Genomic DNA, 22,979 nt, shown 5'->3' with positions numbered 1-22,979 from the left:
GACTGGAGTCCACTCCAGGTTCTTAGGGTGGAGGGCATGGATTACGGACAGCTTGGCCGCACAGGTCTCCAAGTCAGCAGGCTCTGCCTGGGCACGATGAACTTCGGCCCCGTGACCTCGGAGGACGACTCCTTCGCCATCATGGACCGCGCCCACGAGCTGGGGATCAACTTCTTCGACACCGCCAACGTGTACGGGTGGAAGAAGGGCGAGGGCATCACCGAGAACATCATCGGGCGCTGGTTCGCCCAGGGCGGCGGCCGCCGCGAGCGCACCGTCATCGCCACCAAGCTCTACGGCGACATGGGCGACTGGCCCAACGAGGGCCGCCTGTCGGCGCTCAACATCCGCCGCGCCTGCGACGCGTCGCTGAAGCGCATGCAGACCGACTACATCGATCTCTACCAGGCTCACCACGTCGACCGGAACACCCCGTTCGAGGAGTTCTGGGAGGCCATGGACATCCTGAAGCAGCAGGGCAAGATCCTGTACGTCGGATCGTCCAACTTCGCCGGGTGGCACATCGCCAAGGCGCAGGAGTCGGCCCGCCGCCGGAACTCGCTGGGCCTGGTCTCCGAGCAGTCCCACTACAACCTGATCGTCCGGGCCGCCGAGCTGGAGGTCATCCCGGCGTGCGAGGACTACGGGCTCGGCCTGATCCCGTGGAGCCCGCTCGCGGGCGGCCTGCTCGGAGGCATCCTCCGCAAGATCGACAAGGGGCGTTCCGCGTCCGAGGTGATCGCCCGGGAGCTGGAGAAGCACCGCGACAAGATCGAGCGTTACGAGGCGTTCTGCGACGAGCTCGGCGAGGACCCGGCGAACGTCGGCCTGGCCTGGCTGCTCCACCAGAAGGCCGTCACCGCCCCGATCGTCGGACCGCGCACCCTGGAGCAGCTCGACGGGACGATCAAGGCCCTGGAGATCAAGCTCGACGAGAAGGCGCTCGCCCGCATCGACGAGATCTTCCCCGGCTTCAAGACGTCTCCGGAGGAGTACGCCTGGTAGCTGTGCGCTGTCCGCAATCGTTCAGCCGGGATCGAGGGAGCGAGGACTGGAGCGGAGGCCCGGCGAAGCGGGCTTCGCGAGGACCGCGGATTCCTTCCGGTGAAGTGACCGACCCGGCCGAGGTTCGTGGACACTCCACTAACGGAGCAACGCTCCGATCACCACGATGAACACGAGCAGCGCGAGCACCGTGGGCAGCAACCAACGACGAGGACGATCCACGCATTGGAGCCTAATCGCGTCCACCGAGTGGGTAGACCGCGACCTGCTCATAGCGAACATGGGATCCCAGATGGCTGCGCACCAGATGGACGACGTCCGCGTCCCATTCGCGCCCACGGAACGCGCTCATCGCGGACACGAGCGGCCGCAGGTCATCGCCGTGCCGTGACCGCGCCAGGGTCAGGTGGGGGTGGAACGGCTTCCGGTCCACCTCCGCCGCCCCGGCACGCCGGGCCCCGGCGGCGAGCGACGCCGCCAGCCGCACCATCGGCTCGGCGAACGCCCCCGATCGCCCGCGCGGGCTTTCCCGCGTTTCCGCGTCCCGCGAGCCGCCGTGCCTTCCGGCGCTCGGAGAAACCTCCGTCTCGTCCGGAGGGACGGTGTTGAGGCCCACCCAGAAGGTCCGTGCCCTGCCGAGCGAGGGGAACGCGCCCGCCGAACCGAACCACACCCTCATGGGCCGATGGCGCGCGGCCGCGCGGGCCAGCCGTACGTCCAACTCGGGCAGCACGTCGTCGGGCACCTCACCGAGGAACGCGAGCGTGACGTGCCACAGGGCGTCGTCCACCCAGCGCAGGCCCGGCCATTCCACCCGCCTCGGGCCCACCTCGGCCGCGATCTCGGCCAGCACCCCGGCAGGCGGTGACAGCGCCACGAACAACCTGCTCACCCATCGATTCTCGCGCACCGCAGCGCGCGAGGGCTCCGGAGGGCCCGGCGGGCGAAGCGCCCGCCGGCGGCCCCCGGCTCCGGTCAGGCGGCTCGGCGCAGCCGCCAGCGGGTGAGCGAACCCGCTGGCGTCCGCCCCGCAGCGGGCATCTCGCCCGGCACACCCTCCAGGGCCTTCTCCGGCCGCACCCGGGCGGCCACGATCCGCGTCACCAGTACGGCGAGGCCGACGCCGAGCAGGCTGAGGACGCCCGCCACGACCACCGACACCCGAGGACCGGCCACCTCGGCCAGCCAGCCCACCAGCGGCGAGCCGATGGGGGCGCCACCGGTGAAGACCAGGACGTAGATCCCCATGACGCGTCCGCGCATCTCGGGCGACGCGCCCATCTGGACGGTGGCGTTGGCGGTGGTGTTCACGGTCACCACGGCCATCCCGGCGGGGATCAGGAACGCCAGGAACGCCGGGTAGCTCGGCGCGAGGCCCGCGACGGCCTGGAACACGCCGAAGCAGATCGCGCCGATGATCAGGAAGCGCCGGCTCGGCCTGACCCGCTTGGCGGCGAGCAGCGCCCCTCCGAGCGCTCCAACGGCGAACGCGCTGGACGCGACGCCGAACGAGGACGCGCCCGCGCCGAACACCTTGGTGGCCATGAGGGCGATGCTGGTCGAGAAGCTCTGCGTGAATATCGCCATCGACCCCACGATCAGGATCGGCAGCAGCAGGTCGGGACTCCGTGCGACGTACCGCAGCCCCTCGCGGAGCTGGCCCTTGGCCCGGGGCACCGGCTCGGGGGTGCACAGCTCCGACTTCCGCATGAGCGCGAGCCCGGCGATCACCGCCGCGAACGACGCGGCGTTGAGCATGAAGATCGGTCCGGTGCCCATCCAGTAGATGAGCACGCCCGCCAGCGCCGGGCCGAACACCCGGGCGAGGTTGAACGTCGAGCTGTTCAGCGCGATCGCGTTCGACAGGTCCTCGCGGCCGACCATCTCGACGACGAACGACTGCCGCGTGGGCACCTCGACGCACGAGATGACACCGAGGACGAACGCCATCACGTAGACGTGCCAGACCTGGGCGGATCCGGTGAGGGTGAGGATCCCCATGGTGAGGGCGAGCGCGCCCATGAGGGACTGGGCCACGATGAGCACCGGCCGCTTGGGGTAGCGGTCGGCGAGCATCCCGCCCCACAGCCCGAACAGGAGCACGGGCAGGAACTGCAGCGCCACGGTCACACCGAGCGCCGACCCGCTGCCGCCGGTCAGCTGCAGCACCAGCCAGTCCTGGGCGGTCCGCTGCATCCAGGTGCCGACGTTGGAGACGATGCCCCCGGCCGCGAACAGCCGGTAGTTGTAGTTGCGCAGCGACCGGAACATCCCGCCGCCGTGCCGCGTCCGGCCCGCCGCCGCGTCCGATTCGTCGACGGCGGTGCTCCGGCTCGTCTCGCCGGCCGCCGTCAGGTCTTGGAGAGTTTCTCCAGGATCGGCGCCGCCGCTCTCAGCGTCGCCTTCTCCTCGGCCGTCAACCCCTTCAACTGCCGGGCCAGCCACGCCTCCTTGGTCCGCCGCTCCTCCCTGAGGAGCGTCGCGCCGGCCTCCGTCACGCTCACGGTGACCTGTCGCCGGTCCGTGGGATGCGGGCTGCGCGCGAGCAGACCGCGCTCCTCCAGTTTTGCGATGACGCGGGTCATCGAGGGCGGTTGCACCTTCTCGTGCTCCGCCAGTTCGCCGGGCGTCATCGCGGAGTGCCGCTCGACGGCGGCCAGCGTCGCGAGCTGGGTGGGGGTCAAGGAATGCTGCGCGGCCTGCTTGCGCAGCCGCCGATTCAGCCGCGCCAGCGAGACGCGCAGGGCGGACGCCAGCCCGGCGTCGGTACGTAGATTCGCGATCGACTCTGTCTTGGGATGGTTCGTTAGCATGACTCATTACCTTTGCTAACTATACCGGCATCACCGGTATTCCACTGTCCGGATGTTCGTCAAGGAAACGCAAAACGCGACCCTCGCGGATGGACCGCGGGGGTCGCGCGTGCGTACGGCGCCAGCGTACGACGAGGCGAGGCAGGTCAGAGACCGAGGACGGACTTGATCGGCTCCACGGTGAAGTACACGACGAACAGCGCGGCGACGACCCACAGCAGCGGGTGGATCTGCCGCGCGTGGCCCTTCAGCGCCTTGATGAACACGTACGTGATGAACCCGGCGCCGATGCCCGCGGTGATCGAGTACGTGAACGGGATCAGCACGATCGTCAGGAACGCCGGGATCGCGATCTCGTAGTCGCTGAAGTCGATCTCCCGGATCTGCGACATCATCAGGAAGCCGACGATCACCAGTGCCGGGGTCGCGGCCTCGGACGGCACGACCTGGGTCAGCGGGGCGAAGAACATCGCGAGGAGGAACAGGACACCGGTGACCACGCTGGCCAGACCGGTCCTGGCGCCCTCCCCGACGCCGGCGGCGGACTCGACGTAGGTGGTGTTCGACGAGACGCTGGCCGCACCGCCGGCGGCCGCGGCGAGGGAATCGACCAGCAGGATCGAGCGGGTCCGCTCCATGCTGCCGTCGGGGGCGACCAGTCCGGCCTGGCGGCCGACGCCGACGACGGTGCCCATGGTGTCGAAGAAGTCGGCCAGCAGGAGGGTGAATACGAGCAGGATCGCCGCGACCCCGCCGATCTTCGAGAAGCTCCCGAAGAGGTTGAACTGGCCGAGCAGCGACAGGTCCGGCAGCTCCAGCAGGGTCGGCGGCAGCTTGGGCACGTTCAGCGCCCAGCCGTCCGGGTTGACCGGCTGCCCCTGGGCCACCTGCGGGCCGACGTTGGCGATGGCCTCGACGACGATCGCCAGGATCGTGGTGCCGACGATGCCCAAGAGGATGGCGCCCTTGAACTTGCGGGCGATGAGGAACGCGGTCACGACCAGGCCGACGACGAAGACCAGCGTGGGCCAGCCCGTGAGCGACCCGTTGCCCAGCGCGCCCAGCTTCACGGGGACGGTGGTGTTCGCGGCGTCGGGGATGCGCCGCACGAAGCCCGCGTCGACGAATCCGATCAGCGCGATGAACAGGCCGATTCCGACGCTGATCGCCGTTTTCAACTGAGCCGGGATGGCGTTGAAGACGGCGACCCGGAATCCGGTGAGCACCAGGATCGCGATCACGATTCCTTCGAGGACCACGAGACCCATCGCGTCCGCCCAGGTCATGTGGGTGGCGATGCCGAAGGCCACGAACGCGTTCAGGCCGAGGCCGGTCGCCATCGCCAGCGGCACCCGGCCGAAGATGCCCATCGCGATCGTCAGGATTCCCGCCGCGAAGGCGGTCGCCGCCGCGATCAGCGGGAAGTTCGGGACGGTGCCACCCCCGAGCACCTGCTGGGTCTTGTCGGCGACCGTGCCGATGATGATGGGGTTGAGCACGACGATGTACGCCATCGTGAAGAAGGTGGCGAAACCGCCGCGCACCTCCTGGCCAATGGTCGAGCCACGCTCGGATATGAAGAAGAAACGATCAAGAAAGCCGGTGGCTCGAGGGTTCATGCTGTTACTCACGCGCGAAGAGTGGCAGGACGTGTGACCTGCGAGAAGAGGGCGATGGTCAGTGTGACGGTTCCGTGACCGTTTTGTGCATATTTTACGGGTTCTGTGGCATGCCTGTTCCACTCCGTAGCCGCTCCCGCTCCCCGGCACCCCTGCACGCGGGATCCGCCCGCTCTCCGATTTGCGGGGGCTTTAAGCTTGGGTCTCGTGAAGCAGCAGCCCCGGCCCGACCTCCAGCCGATCAGGACGAACGACACCGCGACCATCCTCGTCGGTACGACGTTGTGGCTGGTCGCGCTGATCGTGCTGCTCATCGCACGGCCGGAGGAGACCCGGTGGCTGTGGACCTGCGCGGCGGGGTTCGGCCTCGGCCTGTTCGGCCTCGCCTACATCCGCCGCCGCGATCGACGCCCCTAGCAAGTCCGGATGTGGGGCTCCAAGATCATCCCCACAGGAATCCAGGTCCTCAGGAGTCCAGGTCCGCCTCGGCGAGCAGCAGCGGGACCCGCCCCGGGTCGCGCAGGAGCGCGGCGACCGCGAGCCGGTCGCCCCACTGCCCGGACGCCCACGCCAGCCCGCGGGCCAGCCCCTCGACGCCGGACGCGTGGACCTTCCCCTCGTAGAAGCGCCACGGCACCGGCCTGCCGTCCACCAGCAGCTCGCCGTGCTCGACGTACGTCGACGGGGCCGTCGGCAGCAGCGAGCGCACCTCCGCGGGCACCGGGCGCTCCTCGCCGGACGACGTGACCGCGCCGCTCACCAGTTCGCCCGCCAGCGGCAGGTCGAGCAGCTCCGACAGCGCCTCGGCCAGGTCGAACGGCGCGAGCACCAGCGGCCGCTCCGCCACCAGGGCGAGCAGGTCGGGCGCCTCGACCACCACCGGCTCCCCGGCACTCTCGGCCCCGCCGTCGCCCGTGCCGTCGATGACGCGGCCGTCCTCGGCGTCCGCGACCACGATCTCCCCCTCCAGTACGGCACGCACCGACGACGGCGGGCGCACCCGGGACGGATCGACGGCCGCGAGGGCGATCCACAGGGCACGGAGCTGCGCGCGGTCCACCTCGATCGACGGGTCGGCCATCAGCTCGAGCAGCTCGTCCGGGCCGCCGTGCGACGCCAGCAGGTCCGCCAGGGACGAGCGGACGCCGATCATGGTCAGCGCAACCTCGTCCACCCCGGCGGGCGCGTCGCCGTACAGGCCGAACAGCAGCGGGTCACCGCCGGGCAGCCGCAGGGACGTGGGCCGCCGGCCGTCCAGCACGGGGTGGGCGCTCAGCCACCACGCGGTGTACGACGGCACCTCGACGACCTCACCCGACACCAGCACGCGCAGCGGCTGCAGCGCGGCGCGCAGCGGCGGCCGGGACAGGAGGGCGAGCGCCGCCGGCCAGTCCGCGACGTACTCGAGGTCGCGGACGGCGGTGAACTCGCGGGCCACGGGCGGCACGTCGAGCTCGGGCAGCAGGTCGAGGACCGCCTCCAGCCACTCGTCCTCGCGGTCGAGATCGTGGTCGCACTCCTCGGGGTCGAGCAGCACGTCGGCATCGTTGACCACGGCGAACCCGTCCAGGACGCCGGTCGCCGCCAGGACGCGCGAGCCGTACCGCTCGACCAGGTCGGGCGCGGCGACGCCGAACGGCACGTCCTGGTCGATCAGCGTGGCCAGCGCGCCGTCGGCCAGCAGCAGGTCGCCCGCGGGGTACAGCTCGCCGTCGGCGCCACGCAGCGCCAGGTCCGCCAGCCACGGGGCCTCCCCCGCCGTCAGCCCGGCCGCGTCGACCAGCGCCAGCACGGCCTGCGCCACCGGCTCGGGATCGGCGCTGTCCAGCGACTCGGTCACCGCCGCGTGCGTGAGCGGATCCTCCAGGACGGTACGCGGCGTCGCCTCGGCCGCCCCCAGCCGCAGCAGGAGCGGGTGCGCCGCGTCCGGATGCACGACGCGCAGGCCGAGCGGCGCCAGGACGGCCGGGTCGAGCGGGCCCGCCCCGGCGGCCGAGCCGTCGGTCAGGAGCAGCGTGCCGCGCGGCCCGCGTACCAGCCGGCCGTCCGCGAGCGGCACGGGAACCGCGCCGATCGCCTCCGGGTCGTCCGCGGGCAGCACCTCGTACAGCGACCGCCACCACGCGGGTTCCCGGTCCTTCACGGCGTCGCCGGAGAGCATGTCGATCACGTCGGCCAGCTCCACCCGTCGTACGCCGAGGGCCGCCACGGCGGGGTGGCGGGCCGGCCAGCCGGCGGGCAGCAGCCCGGGGACCATCTCGGCGATCGCGTCCAGGAACTCCGGCGGACCGGCCACGACCCTGGCCTCGCGTCCGGCCACCAGCCACCCGGGGCGACCGTCCGGCAGCTCCGTCCGGGGCACGGGGGCGGCCGCGTCCGTCCCGCCGTCCCGCGGCTCCTCCTCCGGCGCGGAGACGGCCGGCAGCAGAGGCACGTCCGGCAGGCGCCGCAGGATGGCGCGGCGGATCCGCGCGTCCAGCTCGCCCTTGCCGATGAGCCCCGGCACCAGGTCGAGCAGCCGCGGCGTGCGCGGCAGCGACGCCATCAACTCGACGTACGCGTCGGCCGCCCGCTCGACCAGGAAGTCCGCGAGGGGGCCGGGGGCGGCGTGCCGCCGGTCGGTGGCCATCGGCAGCGTGGCGATCAGCAGCGCGGGCAGGTCGAGCGGCTCGTCGCTCGGCGTCGGCGCGTGGACGACGGGCGGCACGTCCTCCGGCAGCGGGCGCGGCTCGCCGGACGCCGCCACCGGCACCGCCCAGCGGACCTGCCAGTACGGCCGGGCCCGCTCCTCGGTCGGCCGGTCGGCGAACAGCTCGGCCACCTGCTCGGCCTCGAAGGAGCCGGAGGCGGTGACGGAGTGCCACCCGTCGGCGGAGATCACCCGGGTCTCGCCGTCCAGCTCGACCTCGATCACGGCGAGCGCCGGCATGGCCAGCGGCAGCGCCGGGCCCGCCTCGCGCAGCATGCGCCGTACGGCCCGCTCTGCCGCCTCGTCCCGGAGCGGGAGCCGTACCAGCGTGTCGAAACCGTCCGGCACGTCGGCCGGCTCGGCGGGGAAGGGCAGCCGGAGCAGGGGGACATGGCCCTCGCGCCCGGCCAGCTCGGCGACGAGCTCGGGCCGCGCGGCGACCAGGGCGGCCGTCTCCTCACGGGACCAGCGGACGCCGCCGGTCCCGCGCGAGATGATCGACGGCGCGTCGCAGACCGACACGACGGCGGCGAACCCGACGCCGAACCGTCCCACGGCGCCGGTCTCGTCCTTCTTGCCGGACACCCGCAGAGTGGACAGCCCCTCCACGCCCTCGGCGTCCAGCGGGGCTCCGGTGTTGGCGGCGAGGAGGACGCCGTCGCGCAGGGTCAGCCGCAGGTGGCCGGGCGCTCCGGCGCGCAGCGCGGCGTCCGCCGCGTTCTGCGCCAGCTCGACGACCAGCCGGTCGCGGTAACCGCCGAGCGCGAAGTCCTCCTCCGCGTTGGCGTCCTCGCGGAACCGGGCGGGAGAGGCCGTCCACGCCGCGAGAACGGTGTCGCGCATCCGCGCCGTGCCGAAGGAGTCGTCCATCTCGTGAGCCCCCAGGTCCCAGATCTCGCCGCCACGTCCGGACGTACCTTAGCCAACCGGCGCCCACTTCCACGTACCGTCGCGATCAGGCGGAAAACGCGTGGGCGACCAGCGGCGAACCGCGCCCGGCAGCACGTCGGGCCCGGCCCCGAACGGCGCGAGGCGGGCGGCGGAGCAGGCCCGAGCGGCCCGGATCAGGAGTGGCCGAGAGGCTCGGACTCGGTCTCGTCCACGGAGCCCTCAGATTCGGCGGGGCCGCCGCCCAGCCGCTCGCCCTGGGCGAGTTCCTCTTCCTCCGCCTCGGCGGGCAGCAGGTCGTATCCGAGGTCGTCGAGGATCGGCGGCGGCTGGTCGACGATCATCGAAGGCACCGTGGTGGCCTCGGAGTGGGCTCCGCAGCCGTGGTCGGCGGCGACCACGCGCCCGTCGTCCGGGGCGTACTCGTTCGCGCAGACGCCGAACCCGAGGCGCAACGCGCCCGCGAGCGGCCAGTAGAACCCACAGGTGGAGCACTGGGCCGGCGCCGCGTGCGCGATGGGGCTGTGCGGGCCCGAGTCGCCGGTGTGCCAGCGGCGCACCGCGAGATCACGGCCGAAGGCCGAGAGCACCCTGGCCCGGCCCAGGCCGTACTCGAAGATCATCTGGCGGTCGGAGTCGTCGTCGGTGGCGGTGAATCCAGGGGCCAGCCGGTCGTCGTCGGCCTCGGTCGGCAGCAGATCGCCCACGCCGAGGTCGCCGGGGCGCAGCCGCCGGCTCCACGGGACCCAGTTCGGGGCGAGCAGCGCGCCCTTTCCGGGCAGCAGCACGGTCTCGCACACCGTCACGACACGCGCCCGCGACGCACGCGCGACCGTCACGGCCCAGCGCCATCCCTTGTACGCTCGATCAAGACACTCGAAGAAGTGCGTGACAACGCGGTCGCCCTCACTGTCGAAGCCGAGATGCTCGCCCACCTCCTGGGGACGGGCGATTTCCTCGGCGGCCCCGCGGGCCAGTTCGACGGCCGCAACACATGCCTGGTCCGCTGCGGTGCTTCGGGTTCGGGTGCGACTCACACTCCATTTTCACCCACGCCGCGAGCGGACGACACCCTGATCAGTGGGTAAGACTGGAATTCCCCAGGCTGGGAAGGGAGTCGTTCTTCGTGGGGAATGCCGGGAACCGACTGCATCGCGCGACGCGTGCCACCGCCGACGCCTCCCGGCGGGCGGGCCGGTCGGTCGCGCACGCGGGTCGGAAAATCGGGCAGGGATCCCGGAGCCTGGGACGGGCGACACGGAGGCTCGGGCAGGCGACACGGAGGCTCACCCACGCCCAGGGGGCCGGCCGTACGGGGCTCGGCCGCCTGATCGAGCTGACCTCCACGCACTCGGCGGGCGACGCGCTCGTCACCGTGGCACTGGCGGGGGCGCTGTTCTTCAAGCTGCCGGTCGGCCAAGCTCGCGGCCAGGTCGCGCTCTACCTGCTGGTCACGATGATCCCGTTCGCGGTGGTCGCGCCCTTCGTGGGGCCGGTGCTCGACCGGTTCCGCTCCGGCCGCCGCTACGTCATGGCGGGGACGCTCTTCGCGCGGGGACTTCTGTGCTGGGGCATGGCGGCGGCGATCCGGCCGTCCGACGCGCTCACGCTCTTTCCCGCGGCCCTCGCCGTGCTGGTCCTGTCGAAGGCGTACAACGTGTCCCGGGCGGCGATCATGCCGAGCGTGCTGCCCGCCGACATCACCCTGGTCGCGGCCAACGCCCGGGTGGCGCTGTTCGCGCTGGTCGCCGCCGGTGCGGCGGCCGGGGTCTCCACCGGGCTGACCGCCTTACTGGGGGCCGAGTGGGTCCTGCGCGCCACCACGGCGCTCTTCCTCGTCGCCGGCGTCGCCGCCGTACGGCTGCCGCGGCACGTCGACTCCCCGGATCTCGACGCCGACCTCGCCCCCGACGCCCACGACGACCCCGACGCTCCCGACGACCCCAGCGCCCCTGACTCCCCCGACGACCCGTACGACGCGCCGGACGGCCCCGCGGGCGCGGACCGGGGGCCGAGCGAGCACGGTCAAGGCGGCCCTCAGCGGAAGGCCCGGCCACGGCTGCTCCGGCGCGAGCTGCTCCAGTTCGGGCCGGTGGTGGGCGAGTCCATGTGGGCGAACACCGCGATCCGCGTGCAGGCCGGATTCCTCGTCTTCTTCCTGCTCTTCCTCGTGCAGGACGGCAACATCCCCGGCCTGGCGCCGCACGTCACCCTCGGCCTGCTCGCGGTCGCCGCCGGCGGAGGCGGCTTCCTCGGGGCGGCGGTCGCCTCGTGGACGCGGTCGCGCTCTCCCCAGGTCATCGTGCTCGGCACGCTCGTGCTGGCCACCGTCGCCACTGTCGTCACAGCGGTCTTCTTCACCCTGTGGACGGCGGTGCTCGTGGCGCTGGTGGCGGCCTTCGCCCAGGGCCTCGGCAAGCTCGCGCTGGACGCGATCGTGCAGCGGGAGATCGCCGAGGAGGTGCGATCCTCCACGTTCGGCATCACCGAGGCGCTGCTCCAGATCGCCTGGGTGTTCGGCGGCCTGGCCGGCCTGGTCATGTCGCTGTCCGCGCACGGCCCGGCCGGGCTCGCCGTGGTCTCCGCCGCGCTCGCCGCCACGTTCGTCTGGCTGCTGATACGGCGGCGCCGCCGGCTCGCCACCGCCGCGCGACGGGTCCCCGAGCCCGCCGGGACGCCACCGGCGGAGCCGGACGGCGAGGCCGCGACGGCCGGCGGCCAGGGCGACGGCGCGACGATCCCGCAGGACGACGAGACGCCGCAGGATCCGGTGTGGACGCCGCACGAGGACTCCGACATCACCCCTGTCGTCCCGCGCGAGCCGCTGCGGCCCCGGCGGGACGACACCAAGCCCCTGACGAATCCGTACTGAGTCCGTACTGCGGGCGGCCGTCCCGGCCGGGCCTGCGGAAGGTCAACCCTCGATGTCGTCCGCGACGGCGCGCAGCACGCTCGCGACCTTCTTCGCGTGCGCGGCGTCGGGGTGCTTCCCCTTCTGATAGGACGTCGAGATGTCGTCGAGCAACTTGATCAGGTCCTCGACGATGACGACCATCTCGTCCGGCTTCTTGCGCTTGCCCTTGGCCCGCGCGGTCTTGGCGAGAGTCGGCGGCTGTTCGAGAACCCGGACCGACAGGGCCTGCTGGCCGCGACGGCCCTCGGCCACTCCGAACTCGACCTTCTGCCCGGGCTTGAGGACGTCCACGCCCTTGGGCAGCGCCGATGAATGCACGAAAACCTCACCGCCGTCGTCGCGGGTGAGGAAGCCGAATCCCTTGTCGGCGTCGTACCACTTGACCTTGCCACTCGGCACAGGGGTGACCTCGTTCAGACTGTCGTGAAAGGAATGGATGTAGGTTATGCCCGCGAAGGGCGCCTGTGGACCGCCTTGACGGCTGTGTTTTACAACGCGGAAACGGCGGTCCAGGAGTCGAACCACCCGGCGAAGTGGGTGAGGTCCTCCAGCACCACGTCAGCTCCATGATCGACTAGTTGATCCGCCGTGAACGCCCCGGTTGCCACCGCGACACTCGTGGCGCCACCGGCACGCGCCGCTTCGATGTCGGCTACGTGATCTCCAACATATGCTCCGGCACCGAAAGTCGCGAGAGCCCGTCCCTTGTCCGCGCCGAAAAGGGATCCGACCACCTCGTCCACATCGAGGCCCAGCATGTCCACGGTGCGCCGGGCGTCGCGCGCGTTCTTGCCGGTGACCACGATGATGCGGCCGCCCGCCCGGCGGACCGCCGCGAGCGCCTCGCGCGCCCCGGGCATGTGCTCCGTGGCGGGCAGCGCGATCTGCGGATACAGCTCCCGGAACAGATCCGCCGCGGCGGGCACCTCCTCCTCCGGCATCCAGTGGGCCAGCTCCACCTCCAGCGGCGGCCCGAGCCGTGAGATCACCACGTCCACGTCGATGGGATAGGCCAACTTGGGCAGCATCGCCTCATACACGGCCCCGATGGCCGCGCGCGTGTCCGCCAGAGTCAGGTCAAGGTCGAATCCCACCGAGTTCACCTGACAAAGGATGCCAAAGCCCGACACCGCGCCGCATCGGCATATAGCCTGGCCGACGCCGTACGGCGGGGCCGGGCGCGGACACGCCGGTCGGCGACGTGGACGACGGCCACCATGACCCTCCTGGGCGCGACGGACGCGGCGCGGTCCGGACCTCGGTACGGCGAGCCCGCCGGGGACACGGCGACCCTGAATCCGGCAGCCCGCCACGCGGCGGTGCCCGGGGGCGCGGCGGGACGAGCGCGGCACCGGTGTGGCGGCCGCCGGGAAACCGCGATCCCGGCCGCCTTCACGGGAGAAACCCTCGTATCCGTACTCCTACGATGAGAAGGATGAGCGACGGGATGAGCGGTGATTTCACCGCGTGGCTGCGCGGCCGCGCGGACGAGCAGCTCCGCGCCCTCGTGGCGGCCCGTCCGGAGCTCATCATGCCGGTCCCGCCGCACATCGAGGGGCTGGCGGCACGCGCCGGCACGCCCTCGGCGATCGGCCGCGCGCTCGACCGGCTCGACCGGTTCTCCCTCTCCGTGGTCGAGACGCTGACCCTCCAGCCCGGTCCCGTGGCGTACCCGGACCTGCGCGCGATCCTCGCCCGCGCGCTCCCGCACGGGAGCCGCGCCGAGGAGCGTCGGCGGGGCCACGCGCTGGACGCCGCGCTCCGGGACGCGGTGGACCGGCTGCGTGAGGCGTGCCTGATCTTCGGCCCGGACGAGGCGCTGCTGCCCGCGCCGGGGGTCACCGAAGCCCTCGATCCGCCGGCGGGGCTCGGGCCGCCCGCCGCCGACGTGTTCCGGCACCACCCGTCCGAGGCCCTCACCGCCCTGCTCGCCGACATCGCCCCGGGAGATGCGCCCGATCCTCCGGTACGGCGGCTGGCGGCGCTGCTCGCCGAGTCCGGCACCGTCGAGCGGCTGGTCGCCGAGGTGTCTCCGCAGGCGAGAGCGGCTCTGGACGAGCTGGCCTGGGGCCCGCCGAGCGGCCGGGTCGCCGGGGCCAGGCGCGAGGTCCGCACGGCCACCGCGCGGTCGCCGATCGAGGAGCTGCTCGCCCGCGGCCTCCTGGGGGCGACCGGCGAGGAGACCGTCGCCCTGCCGCGCGAGGTGGCACTGATCCTGCGCGGGGGGCGCCTCCACCGGGACCTCTCCCCCGGGCCGCCCCAGATCGACGGCGTCGCCCGCGACCAGGCGCTGGCCGACCGGACCGCCGCCGGACAGGCGTTCGCCTTCGTCCGCACCGTCGAGGAGCTGTGCGAGCTCTGGAGTCACGACCCGCCGGGCGTCCTGCGCGCGGGCGGCCTCGCCGTACGGGATCTGAAGCGGACGGCGCAGCTCCTTGACCTTCCCGAGTGGACGGCCGGGCTCGTGGTGGAGGTCGCGCACGCGGCCGGGCTCGTCGCCTCCGCCGGGTCGGTCGACGGCGAATGGCTGCCCACCTCCGCCTACGACGTGTGGCGGATCAAGGCGACCGAGGACAGATGGGCCCTACTCGCGTCCGCCTGGGCGGGCATGGACCGCGCCCCCGGCCTCATCGGCGAGCGGGACGAGCGCGACCGGCCGATCAACGCGCTGCACCCGGACCTGCGTCGGTCGGCCGCCTCCGAGGTGCGCCTGCGCACACTGTCGGTGCTCGCCGCGGCCGGTCCGGGCATCGCGCCCACGGCGGCGTCGGTGATCGGCCGTCTCGCCTGGGAGCAGCCGCGCCGCCGGGTCGCCCAGCGCGACCGGCTGGCCGAGTTCGCGCTGCGCGAGGCCGAGCACGTCGGCGTCACCGGGCTCGGTGTTTTGTCCGGCCACGGCCGCGCGCTGCTGCGCGCCTTCCCTCCGTACGGCTCGCCGTACGCGGCCGGGCAAGGCGGCCCGGCGGAGCTGCTCGCGCCGCTGCTGCCCGAGCCGGTGGACCGGGTGCTGTTGCAGGCCGACCTGACCGCGGTGGCCCCCGGGCCGCTCGTCAGCGACCTCGCCCGCTGGCTCGCCCTGGCGGCGGACGTCGAGTCCAAGGGCGGCGCGACGGTGTACCGGTTCGGCGAGGGGTCGATCCGCCGGGCGCTCGACGCGGGCCAGTCGGCCGACGAGTTGCTCTCGCTGCTTGAGCGGCATTCGGCCACGCCGGTCCCGCAGCCGCTGCGCTATCTGATCACCGACGTGGCGCGCAGGCACGGCCGGATCCGGGTCGGCACGGCCTCGGCGTACATCCGCTGCGACGACCCGGCGGTCCTGGACGAGGTGGTGGCCGACCGGCGCGCGGCGGTGCTGCGCCTGCGCAGGCTCGCGCCGACCGTGCTCGCGTCCAAGACGTCACGGGCGACCCTGGTGGACGCGCTGCGGGCGATGGGCTACGCGCCCGTGGCCGAGTCCCTGGAGGGAGACATGCTGGTGGCGCGGGCGGACGCCCGGCGCACCGAGGGCCAGCCGCTCGCCCGGGGCGGGGCCGCGATCGCGCCCGACCCCGACATGGTGGCCGCCGCCGTACGTGCGATCAGGGCCGGAGACGACGCGCACCTCGCCCGGCGCGGGCCGACGGACGCGCCTCGCGGGCAGGTCCCGCGCTCGCCCTCGGCCGCGACGATCAGCGCCCTCCAGGAGGCGATACGCCAGGGGACGCGGGTGTGGATCGGCTATCTCGACTCGCAGGGGCACGCCACCAGCCGCATCCTTGAGCCGGCCCGGATGGAGGGCGGCTACCTGACCGCGTACGACGAGACCAGGGCGGCGGTCCACCGCTTCGCGCTGCACCGCATCACCGGCATCGCGGACGTGAACTGACGGTAAATCCGTTGCCGTCGGATGCCCGATTGGCGATGATCCGGCTGACCGGGTGGGTCCGGATTGGCGACCGGTCCCGCGTGGTCGTCGCGCTCCCCGTTTCGATGCCGTCCTCAGCACCGGAACGGGGAGCGCCATACCGTGATATTTCTGGACCTCGAGAATCTGGACCGAGACGCGACGAAGGATCGACCGACGGTGACGACCCCAGACCAGCCGGGCCAGAACCCCCAGGAGTGGCAGAGCCCGCAGAACCCGTACGGTACCGATCCCCAGTTCGGCCAGCAGTACGGCTCCCCGTACGGCCAGGGGCCCTACGGGCAGCAGCCGTACGGGCAGCCGGGGTACGGACAGCAGGGCTACGGACAACAGGGGTACGGGCAGCAGGGCTACGGCGGGCCGTACGGGTCCCCTTACGGGCAGCAGCCCTACGGGTACCCGCCCCGGCAGGAGGGCCCGCGCACCCACGCGATCGTGGCCCTCGTCATCAGCCTCGTGCTGGCCCTGAGCTGCTACGTCTCGCTCGGCGGCATCGCGGGCGCCATCCTGGCCGGCGTCGCGCTCAGCAAGGTCGACACCGAGCCGGACGCGTCGCGGCGCCTGCTGAAGTGGACGTGGATCTCCATCGGCATCAACGTCGTCCTGCTCGTCATCGGGTTCGGCGTGCTCATCTGGGCCGGCGTGAACGGCTACCTCGACTAGTGCCGTGACCGGCACTTCCTGATGCGCTGTTCGCGAACGTTCGCGCGGGATCGAGGGAGCGGAGCGGAAGGGAGCGAGGACCGCGGGTTCTCTCCGGCGAAGTGACCGACCCGGCCAAGGTTCGTGGACACGACCCAGCCGACGGCCGATTGGGCCAACCTGGGAGTGATTCCGCTCGATCCCTTGTTTGATAGGCGGTAGCCGTACAAGGGAGCAGGCATTGAATGACGGACCGCTGATCGTTCAGTCGGACAAGACGCTGCTGCTCGAGGTCGACCACGAGCGGGCGGACGAGTGCCGCAAGGCGATCGCGCCCTTCGCCGAGCTGGAGCGCGCCCCCGAGCATGTTCACACCTACCGGGTGACCCCGCTCGCGCTGTGGAACGCGCGCGCGGCCGGGCACGACGCCGAGCAGGTCGTGGACACGCTGATCGGGTTCAGCCGCTATCCGGTCCCGCACGCGCTCCTGGTGGACGTGGTCGAGACGATGGCCCGCTACGGGCGGCTGCGGCTGGAGAAGCACCCCACCCACGGGCTCGTGCTGACCAGCACCGACCGGGCGGTGCTCGAAGAGGTGCTGCGCTCCAAGAAGATCCAGCCCCTGGTGGGCGAGCGGATCGACGCCGAGACCGTCATGGTGCACCCTTCCGAGCGCGGCAACATCAAGCAGGTGCTGCTCAAGCTGGGCTGGCCCGCCGACGACCTGGCCGGCTACGTCGACGGCGAGCACCACGCCATCGCGCTCGCCGAGGACGGCTGGACGCTCCGGCCGTACCAGAAGGAGGCGGCGGACGCCTTCTGGCACGGCGGCTCCGGCGTCGTCGTGCTGCCCTGTGGCGCGGGCAAGACGATCGTCGGCGCGGCGGCGATGGCGCACGCGCAGGCGACCACGCTCATCCTGGTCACCAACACGGTCTCCGCGCACCAGTGGAAGCAGGAGCTGATCAAGCGGACGTCGCTGACCGCCGACGAGATCGGTGAGTACACCGGCACCAAGAAGGAGATCCGGCCGGTCACCATCGCGACGTACCAGGTCATGACGACCAAACGCCAGGGCGTCTACCGGCACCTGGAGCTGTTCGACGCCCGCGACTGGGGGCTCGTGGTCTACGACGAGGTCCACCTGCTGCCCGCGCCGATCTTCCGGATGACCGCCGACCTGCAGGCCCGCCGCAGGATCGGGCTCACCGCCACGCTGGTCCGCGAGGACGGCCGCGAGGGCGACGTGTTCTCGCTCATCGGCCCGAAGCGCTACGACGCGCCCTGGAAGGAGATGGAGAACCAGGGCTGGATCGCCCCGGCCGACTGCGTCGAGGTCCGAGTCACGCTCGGCGACGAGGAGCGGCTGGCCTACGCCATGTCGGAGGCCGAGGAGCGCTACCGCTTCTGCGCCACGACCCCGTCCAAGAACCGCGTCGCCGAGGCCCTCGTACGGCGGCACGCGGGCGAGCAGGTCCTCGTCATCGGGCAGTACATCGACCAGCTCGACGAGCTGGGCGAGCATCTGGACGCGCCGGTGATCAAGGGAGAGACGCGGGTGCGCGAGCGGGAGCGCCTGTTCCAGGCGTTCCGCGACAAGGAGATCCAGGTGCTGGTCGTCTCGAAAGTCGCGAACTTCTCGATCGACCTGCCCGAGGCGTCCATCGCGATCCAGGTCTCCGGCACCTTCGGGTCACGGCAGGAGGAGGCGCAGCGACTCGGCCGTGTGCTCCGGCCGAAGGCCGACGGCGGGGGCGCCCGGTTCTACTCCGTGGTCAGCCGCGACACCGTCGACCAGGACTTCGCCGCCCACCGGCAGCGCTTCCTCGCCGAGCAGGGGTACTCGTACCAGATCATCGACGCCGACGAAGTGCTGGCCGAGGGGGAGGGGGACCCGGCGAGGTGACCCTCGCCGGGAGTTCCTCGGCAGGGGACGGCCCGGCCGTCCCCTTCGTTCACGACCCGTCCCGGTCGGTCCGGTCCGGTCGCGCTCCGTAGCGATTCACGAAGTGTCTGACAAATGCTGCCGGTAGCGAGCGCGGATCCAGATGGATGCATCACCAGCCGGAGGAGAAGGTCGGAGCAGAGCCTCCGGCCGCCGTTCCCGGGCCCCGCGGAAAGTCCGAACCTGCGAGGACTTTTCGTGGGTGGGGCGACGAGGCGAGGCGCCATCCGAGCCGCACGCAACAGAGCGTGATTTGTCAGACACGACTTAGGTCCAGGAAATACCGTCGGCTCGGGACAACCGCATCACCCCCTCGCAACGCCGGCCGGTGCCCATCACAACCGGTCGCGGCATACCCCATCATTAGCCCGAGACACGCGATTTACGGGGTTTTTTCGGCATTGATGCCATGCCGGTTTATTCGATTTCGCACTGTGTCGAGGCGATTACCGGGAGATCATCACGAACGGCGTTCGGGAGCCGCCGACACGGCCGACCGGCGGCCGGGAAAACCGGTTGGGGGCCCATTCGGGCGCCGGTAGACTTCTGCGTTTCGCTACCCGCCGTCACCATGCGGCGAACCACCACCGACCCGCGAGGAGTTTCGCATGCCCGGACACCAACTCGCCCCCGACATATCCACGCCGGACGACGTACTCGCCGCCGAGCGCGCCCATCTGGCCCTCTCCCGCTCCGCGCTGCGGAATATGCGGGACCACGCGGCGTCGCTCTCCTCCGACGCGGCCGGCGACTGGGTCTCGCAGCAGGTCCTCCAGGCGCTGCTCGACCAGCGGGTCGCCGCCCTCGCCGACCACCCCGACACCCCGCTCTTCTTCGGACGGCTCAACCGCTCGGCGGCCGACGACCTCCCCGACACCATCTACGTCGGCCGCAGGCACGTCCACGACGACGACAGCCGGGCTCTCGTGATCGACTGGCGCGCTCCGGTCTCCCGCGCGTTCTACCAGGCCAGCCCGGCCGAGCCGATGGGCGTGGCGCTGCGCCGCCGCTTCGGCTACCAGGGCGGCTCGCTCACCGCGTACGAGGACGAACCCCTCGACGGGCGCGAGCTGGGGCAGAGCAGGCTGCTCACCGAGGAGATCGAGCGCCCTCGCACCGGTCCCATGCGCGACATCGTCGCCACCATCCAGCCGGACCAGGACGAGATCGTCCGCTCCGACCTGGGCGTGACCGTATGCGTCCAGGGGGCGCCGGGCACCGGGAAGACCGCCGTCGGCCTGCACCGCGCGGCCTACCTGCTCTTCACCCACCGCGAGCGGCTGACCAGGTCCGGCGTGATGATCGTCGGGCCGAACCGCGCGTTCCTCTCCTACATCTCCTCCGTGCTGCCCGCCCTGGGCGAGGTGAAGGTCGACCAGTCCACCGTGACAGGCGTCCTCGGCGACCACGGCCATCCCGAAGACCCGATCGTGGCGGCGATCAAGGGCGACGCCCGGATGGCCGGCGTGCTGAAACGCGCCCTCTGGCTGCACGTCACCAAGCCCGAGGAGGGCGTGCTCTACACCAAGGGCGTCAACCGTTACCGCGTCGCCGACTACGAGGTGCGCGAGATCGTCGCCTCGCTGCGCGGCACCACCCGGTACGGCCCCGGCCGCGCCGCCCTCGCCCAGCGGCTGGCCAACGCCGTACTCGTGCAGATGGAGCGCCGTGGCGAGTCGCCCGACGACCGGGTCCAGGACGCCGTGGCCCGCTCACGCCCCGTGAAGCAGGTCATGGACGCGGTGTGGCCGAAGCTCGTGCCCGAGCAGGTTCTGTTCCGGCTGCTGTCCGACTCCGACTTCCTCGCCCGCGCCGCCAAGTCCGACCTGTCGCCGGAGGAGCAGGAGACGCTGATCTGGCGCAAGCCGTACCGGTCGCACAAGTCGGCGCGCTGGACGGCGGCGGACGCCGCCCTCCTCGACGAGCTGGCCGACCTCATCGAGCGCACCCCCTCGCACGGCCACGTGGTGGTCGACGAGGCCCAGGACCTGTCCGCGATGCAGCTGCGCGCCCTCGGACGGCGCTGCCGCAACGGCTCGGCGACCATCCTCGGCGACATCGCCCAGGGCACCACCCCCTGGTCCGCCCGCTCGTGGAAGGACGTGCTCGACCACCTCGGCCAGCCCTCGGGCGAGGTCACCGAGCTGACGCTGGGCTTCCGCGTGCCGCGCGAGGTGCTCGACTACGCCGCGCGCCTGCTCCCCTCCGTCGCGCCCGAACTCGCCGTCCCGCGCTCGCTGCGCCCCGGCGCCGGCTCCCTTTCCGTACAGCGGGCGTCCGACCTGCACGCGGAGATCGTCCACGCGGCGGAGCGGGCCCTCGCGCAGCCGGGTTCCATCGGCGTGATCGTGGCCGACTCCGCCGTCTCCGCGACGTCGGCGGCCCTGTCCGAGGCGGGCGTCGAGCACGCCGTCCTCGGACCCGATTCGACCGGCGACCACCGCCTGCTCGTCATCCCGGCGACCCTCGCGAAGGGTCTGGAGTACGACCACGTCGTCGTCGCCGAGCCCGCCGACATCGTCGCGGCCGAGGAGCGCGGCCTGGCCCGGCTGTACGTGGTCCTCACCCGCGCCGTCACGTCGCTGACCGTCGTCCACGAAAAGGACCTCCCCGCCGAGCTGGCCGGATAGCCCACATACGGATGCCCGAAAAGCCCCCCGAACGCACGTTCGGGGGGCTAACTTTATGTAGCGACGAAATCACAGAACGAGACCCGGGGTGACGGGATCCCCCAAGAAAAAGCTTGCCCCGGCGAGCTTGAATCAGAGGCTCATCCGGGGCACCTGAACGAATAGTAGCGCGTCGATCACAGATTGGAAAGGCGAATGTACGTTCCCCTCGAAACCGCGCTCCAGGTGGCGCTTTCGCCAGAGAGGCTGACCTCCTACCTCAACGCCAGCCGTGGCGACCTCCCCTCCGCTCTGCGGCTCTATGCCTGGAACATCGAAATATCGGCAGCGCTTCTCGGCCCGCTGCATTGCCTTGAGATCACTCTTCGCAACGCGATCGATCGCGAACTCACCGATCTTTACGAGCGGCGAGACTGGTGGGACTCCCCATCAGCACGTTTCGACGCCATCACGACCTCCAAGATCCGCGACGCCAAGTCCCTGGCCGAACAGGGCCGTTCACGGGTCGTTCCTGGACATGTCATAGCGGAGCTGTCGTTCGGGTTCTGGGTCACCCTACTCGGCGGCCACAACGGCTACGAGGAGCGGCTCTGGCGACCCGCTCTCCATCGCGTGTTTCCCGGCTATCGGGGACTGCGCAAGCCACTCCACGTGAACCTGTACCACCTCCGCAAGCTCCGGAACCGGATCGCGCATCATGAACCCGTTCACCAGCGCCACCTCACTGCCGATCACGCGTCCATCCTCCGGATGCTCGACCTGTTGTCGGCGGACATCGCCGATTGGGCGCGTTTGAACGACCGCGTGCCGGAGGTGCTGGCACGGAGGCGGGACGTCTGCGCGGCCGCCGTGCCGACCCGGTTCTGACCCGAGAGGGCCGTCAGGGGCGCCGTGGACCGCGCTTCCTGACCGCGTGCCTGACATTCACCGCTTGCCGCGGATAAGGACGGCAGGCCACCATGGGGTCGCGTGAACGAATCTCCCCTGGGTCCTCCCCCGGCCTCGGGCGTCCCTCATCCACCGGCGCCCGGTTCCGGTCCCCCTCATCCACCGGCGCCCGGTTCCGGTCCCCCTTATCCTTCGGCGCCCGGCTCGGGCGGACCAGGCCAGGGCTACGGGCCCGGCCCGTACGGCCCGCCGCCCTACGCCGGCGCTCCCTACGCCGGCGCTCCCTACGCCGGCGCTCCCTACGGCCCCGGGGCGTACCCGCCGGGGAACCCCCCGCCCTACGGCGCTCCCTCGGCGAAGACCAACGGCCTGGCCGTGGCGTCGCTCGTCTTCGGGGTTCTCGGCGGCGTGCCGATCGCCGTCACCCTCGGCGTCATCGCGCTGGTGCAGATCAGGAAGCGGGGCGAGCAGGGCCGCGCCTTCGCCATCGCGGGACTCGCGGTCTCCGGCGTGTGGGTGCTGCTCGTCACGCTCATCATGGCCGTCGGGGCGATGACGTCGGTGAAGCGGGACGACTCCGGCGAGATCACCGGTCGCGGCTTCATGAACGTGGCCGAGCTGCGGGAGGGCGACTGCCTCAACGGCATCGCCGACGGCAAGGTGTCGTACACCGTCACCGCGACGCCGTGTTCCGAGCCGCACGACGCCGAGGTGATCACGCAGTTCGTCCTGTCCGCCGACTCGTGGCCGGGCACGGACGCGGCGGGCGACAAGGCGACGTCCGAATGCGAGAAGCGGCTGGCACGCATCCTGTCGGACAGCCCCAAGCTCGACCGGCTCGCCAGCTTCTCCCTCTATCCGCCCGACGCCTCCTCCTGGAAGCGGGACCCCTCGGTCAAGTGCCTCGTGGTCGACGTGGACGGCGGCAAGCTCACCGAGAAGGTCGGCTGAGACGGCCCCGAAAGGGACGGCACGTCCCCAGGACGCAGAGAAGGGCGGCTCCCCTGCGGGAACCACCCTTCTCTGTGGACGAGCAGGCTCA

Annotated in this window: 17 protein-coding genes; 9 read left to right on the top strand and 8 right to left on the bottom strand. The window is 71.7% G+C overall.

Going from position 1 to position 22,979, the window contains the following annotated elements:
- Positions 1-36 precede the first annotated feature (36 nt).
- Positions 37-1,005: an aldo/keto reductase gene (locus AWQ68_RS09330; protein WP_066937833.1), complete on the top strand. Its 969-nt coding sequence runs from the start codon at positions 37-39 to the stop codon at positions 1,003-1,005.
- A 232-nt stretch (positions 1,006-1,237) separates the two neighbouring features.
- Here the strand turns inward: AWQ68_RS09330 and AWQ68_RS09325 are convergent, their stop codons facing one another.
- The 4 genes from AWQ68_RS09325 to AWQ68_RS09310 form a co-directional block, all read right to left on the bottom strand.
- A complete protein-coding gene (locus AWQ68_RS09325; RefSeq protein ID WP_066937830.1) occupies positions 1,238-1,897 on the bottom strand; it encodes a 2'-5' RNA ligase family protein in 660 nt (219 codons plus the stop codon).
- 83 nt (positions 1,898-1,980) lie between these two features.
- Positions 1,981-3,276 (bottom strand): MFS transporter, encoded by a 1,296-nt coding sequence (locus AWQ68_RS09320; protein WP_084463810.1) that lies wholly within the window; start codon positions 3,274-3,276, stop codon positions 1,981-1,983.
- Between the two features lie 80 nt (positions 3,277-3,356).
- Entirely contained in the window at positions 3,357-3,818 is a 462-nt protein-coding gene (locus AWQ68_RS09315) for a MarR family winged helix-turn-helix transcriptional regulator (protein ID WP_066937828.1), read from the bottom strand.
- A gap of 146 nt (positions 3,819-3,964) precedes the next feature.
- Positions 3,965-5,437, bottom strand: coding sequence for an NCS2 family permease (locus AWQ68_RS09310; protein ID WP_066937826.1), 1,473 nt, complete (start codon positions 5,435-5,437; stop codon positions 3,965-3,967).
- 207 nt (positions 5,438-5,644) lie between these two features.
- Between AWQ68_RS09310 and AWQ68_RS09305 the strand changes: the two genes are divergently transcribed.
- Positions 5,645-5,854 carry a DUF2530 domain-containing protein gene (locus AWQ68_RS09305; RefSeq protein ID WP_245655825.1) on the top strand — a complete coding sequence of 70 codons (210 nt, stop codon included), beginning with the start codon at positions 5,645-5,647 and terminating at the stop codon, positions 5,852-5,854.
- Positions 5,855-5,903: 49 nt separating this feature from the next.
- Here the strand turns inward: AWQ68_RS09305 and AWQ68_RS09300 are convergent, their stop codons facing one another.
- Together AWQ68_RS09300 and AWQ68_RS09295 are read right to left on the bottom strand one after the other, a co-directional pair.
- On the bottom strand, positions 5,904-8,996 hold the full coding sequence (locus AWQ68_RS09300) for a sacsin N-terminal ATP-binding-like domain-containing protein (RefSeq protein ID WP_066937822.1): 3,093 nt from the start codon (positions 8,994-8,996) through the stop codon (positions 5,904-5,906).
- A gap of 194 nt (positions 8,997-9,190) precedes the next feature.
- Positions 9,191-10,051 carry a DUF3027 domain-containing protein gene (locus AWQ68_RS09295; RefSeq protein ID WP_066937821.1) on the bottom strand — a complete coding sequence of 287 codons (861 nt, stop codon included), beginning with the start codon at positions 10,049-10,051 and terminating at the stop codon, positions 9,191-9,193.
- An 89-nt stretch (positions 10,052-10,140) separates the two neighbouring features.
- Between AWQ68_RS09295 and AWQ68_RS40615 the strand changes: the two genes are divergently transcribed.
- Positions 10,141-11,886: an MFS transporter gene (locus AWQ68_RS40615; protein WP_245655824.1), complete on the top strand. Its 1,746-nt coding sequence runs from the start codon at positions 10,141-10,143 to the stop codon at positions 11,884-11,886.
- 42 nt (positions 11,887-11,928) lie between these two features.
- On the opposite strand, the gene AWQ68_RS09285 is transcribed toward AWQ68_RS40615, so the two are convergent.
- Together AWQ68_RS09285 and AWQ68_RS09280 are read right to left on the bottom strand one after the other, a co-directional pair.
- Positions 11,929-12,327, bottom strand: a complete 399-nt coding sequence (locus AWQ68_RS09285; protein WP_066937818.1) for a cold-shock protein — start codon at positions 12,325-12,327, stop codon at positions 11,929-11,931.
- Positions 12,328-12,416: 89 nt separating this feature from the next.
- Positions 12,417-13,058 (bottom strand): HAD family hydrolase, encoded by a 642-nt coding sequence (locus tag AWQ68_RS09280; RefSeq protein WP_245655823.1) that lies wholly within the window; start codon positions 13,056-13,058, stop codon positions 12,417-12,419.
- A gap of 305 nt (positions 13,059-13,363) precedes the next feature.
- Between AWQ68_RS09280 and AWQ68_RS09275 the strand changes: the two genes are divergently transcribed.
- The 6 genes from AWQ68_RS09275 (at position 13,364) to AWQ68_RS09250 (ending at position 22,888) form a co-directional block, all read left to right on the top strand.
- On the top strand, positions 13,364-15,793 hold the full coding sequence (locus tag AWQ68_RS09275) for a helicase C-terminal domain-containing protein (protein WP_245655822.1): 2,430 nt from the start codon (positions 13,364-13,366) through the stop codon (positions 15,791-15,793).
- A 198-nt stretch (positions 15,794-15,991) separates the two neighbouring features.
- The gene (locus tag AWQ68_RS09270) at positions 15,992-16,495 is read left to right on the top strand and encodes a hypothetical protein (protein WP_066937813.1); all 504 of its coding nucleotides are present in this window, start codon (positions 15,992-15,994) and stop codon (positions 16,493-16,495) included.
- A gap of 220 nt (positions 16,496-16,715) precedes the next feature.
- Complete coding sequence (locus AWQ68_RS09265) at positions 16,716-18,380, top strand: DNA repair helicase XPB (protein WP_066937810.1); 1,665 nt, start codon at positions 16,716-16,718, stop codon at positions 18,378-18,380.
- Positions 18,381-19,027: 647 nt separating this feature from the next.
- Positions 19,028-21,049 carry a HelD family protein gene (locus tag AWQ68_RS09260; RefSeq protein WP_066937808.1) on the top strand — a complete coding sequence of 674 codons (2,022 nt, stop codon included), beginning with the start codon at positions 19,028-19,030 and terminating at the stop codon, positions 21,047-21,049.
- Between the two features lie 195 nt (positions 21,050-21,244).
- Positions 21,245-21,916 (top strand): Abi family protein, encoded by a 672-nt coding sequence (locus tag AWQ68_RS09255; protein WP_066937806.1) that lies wholly within the window; start codon positions 21,245-21,247, stop codon positions 21,914-21,916.
- A 396-nt stretch (positions 21,917-22,312) separates the two neighbouring features.
- Positions 22,313-22,888 (top strand): DUF4190 domain-containing protein, encoded by a 576-nt coding sequence (locus AWQ68_RS09250; protein ID WP_066937803.1) that lies wholly within the window; start codon positions 22,313-22,315, stop codon positions 22,886-22,888.
- Positions 22,889-22,979: the final 91 nt, after the last annotated feature.

It is taken from the genome of Microtetraspora fusca, assembly GCF_001570365.1.
GTDB classification, from domain to species: domain Bacteria; phylum Actinomycetota; class Actinomycetes; order Streptosporangiales; family Streptosporangiaceae; genus Microtetraspora; species Microtetraspora fusca.
The sequence above is the reverse complement of the archived record's forward strand: the minus strand, read 5'-3'. Positions and strand labels throughout refer to the sequence as shown.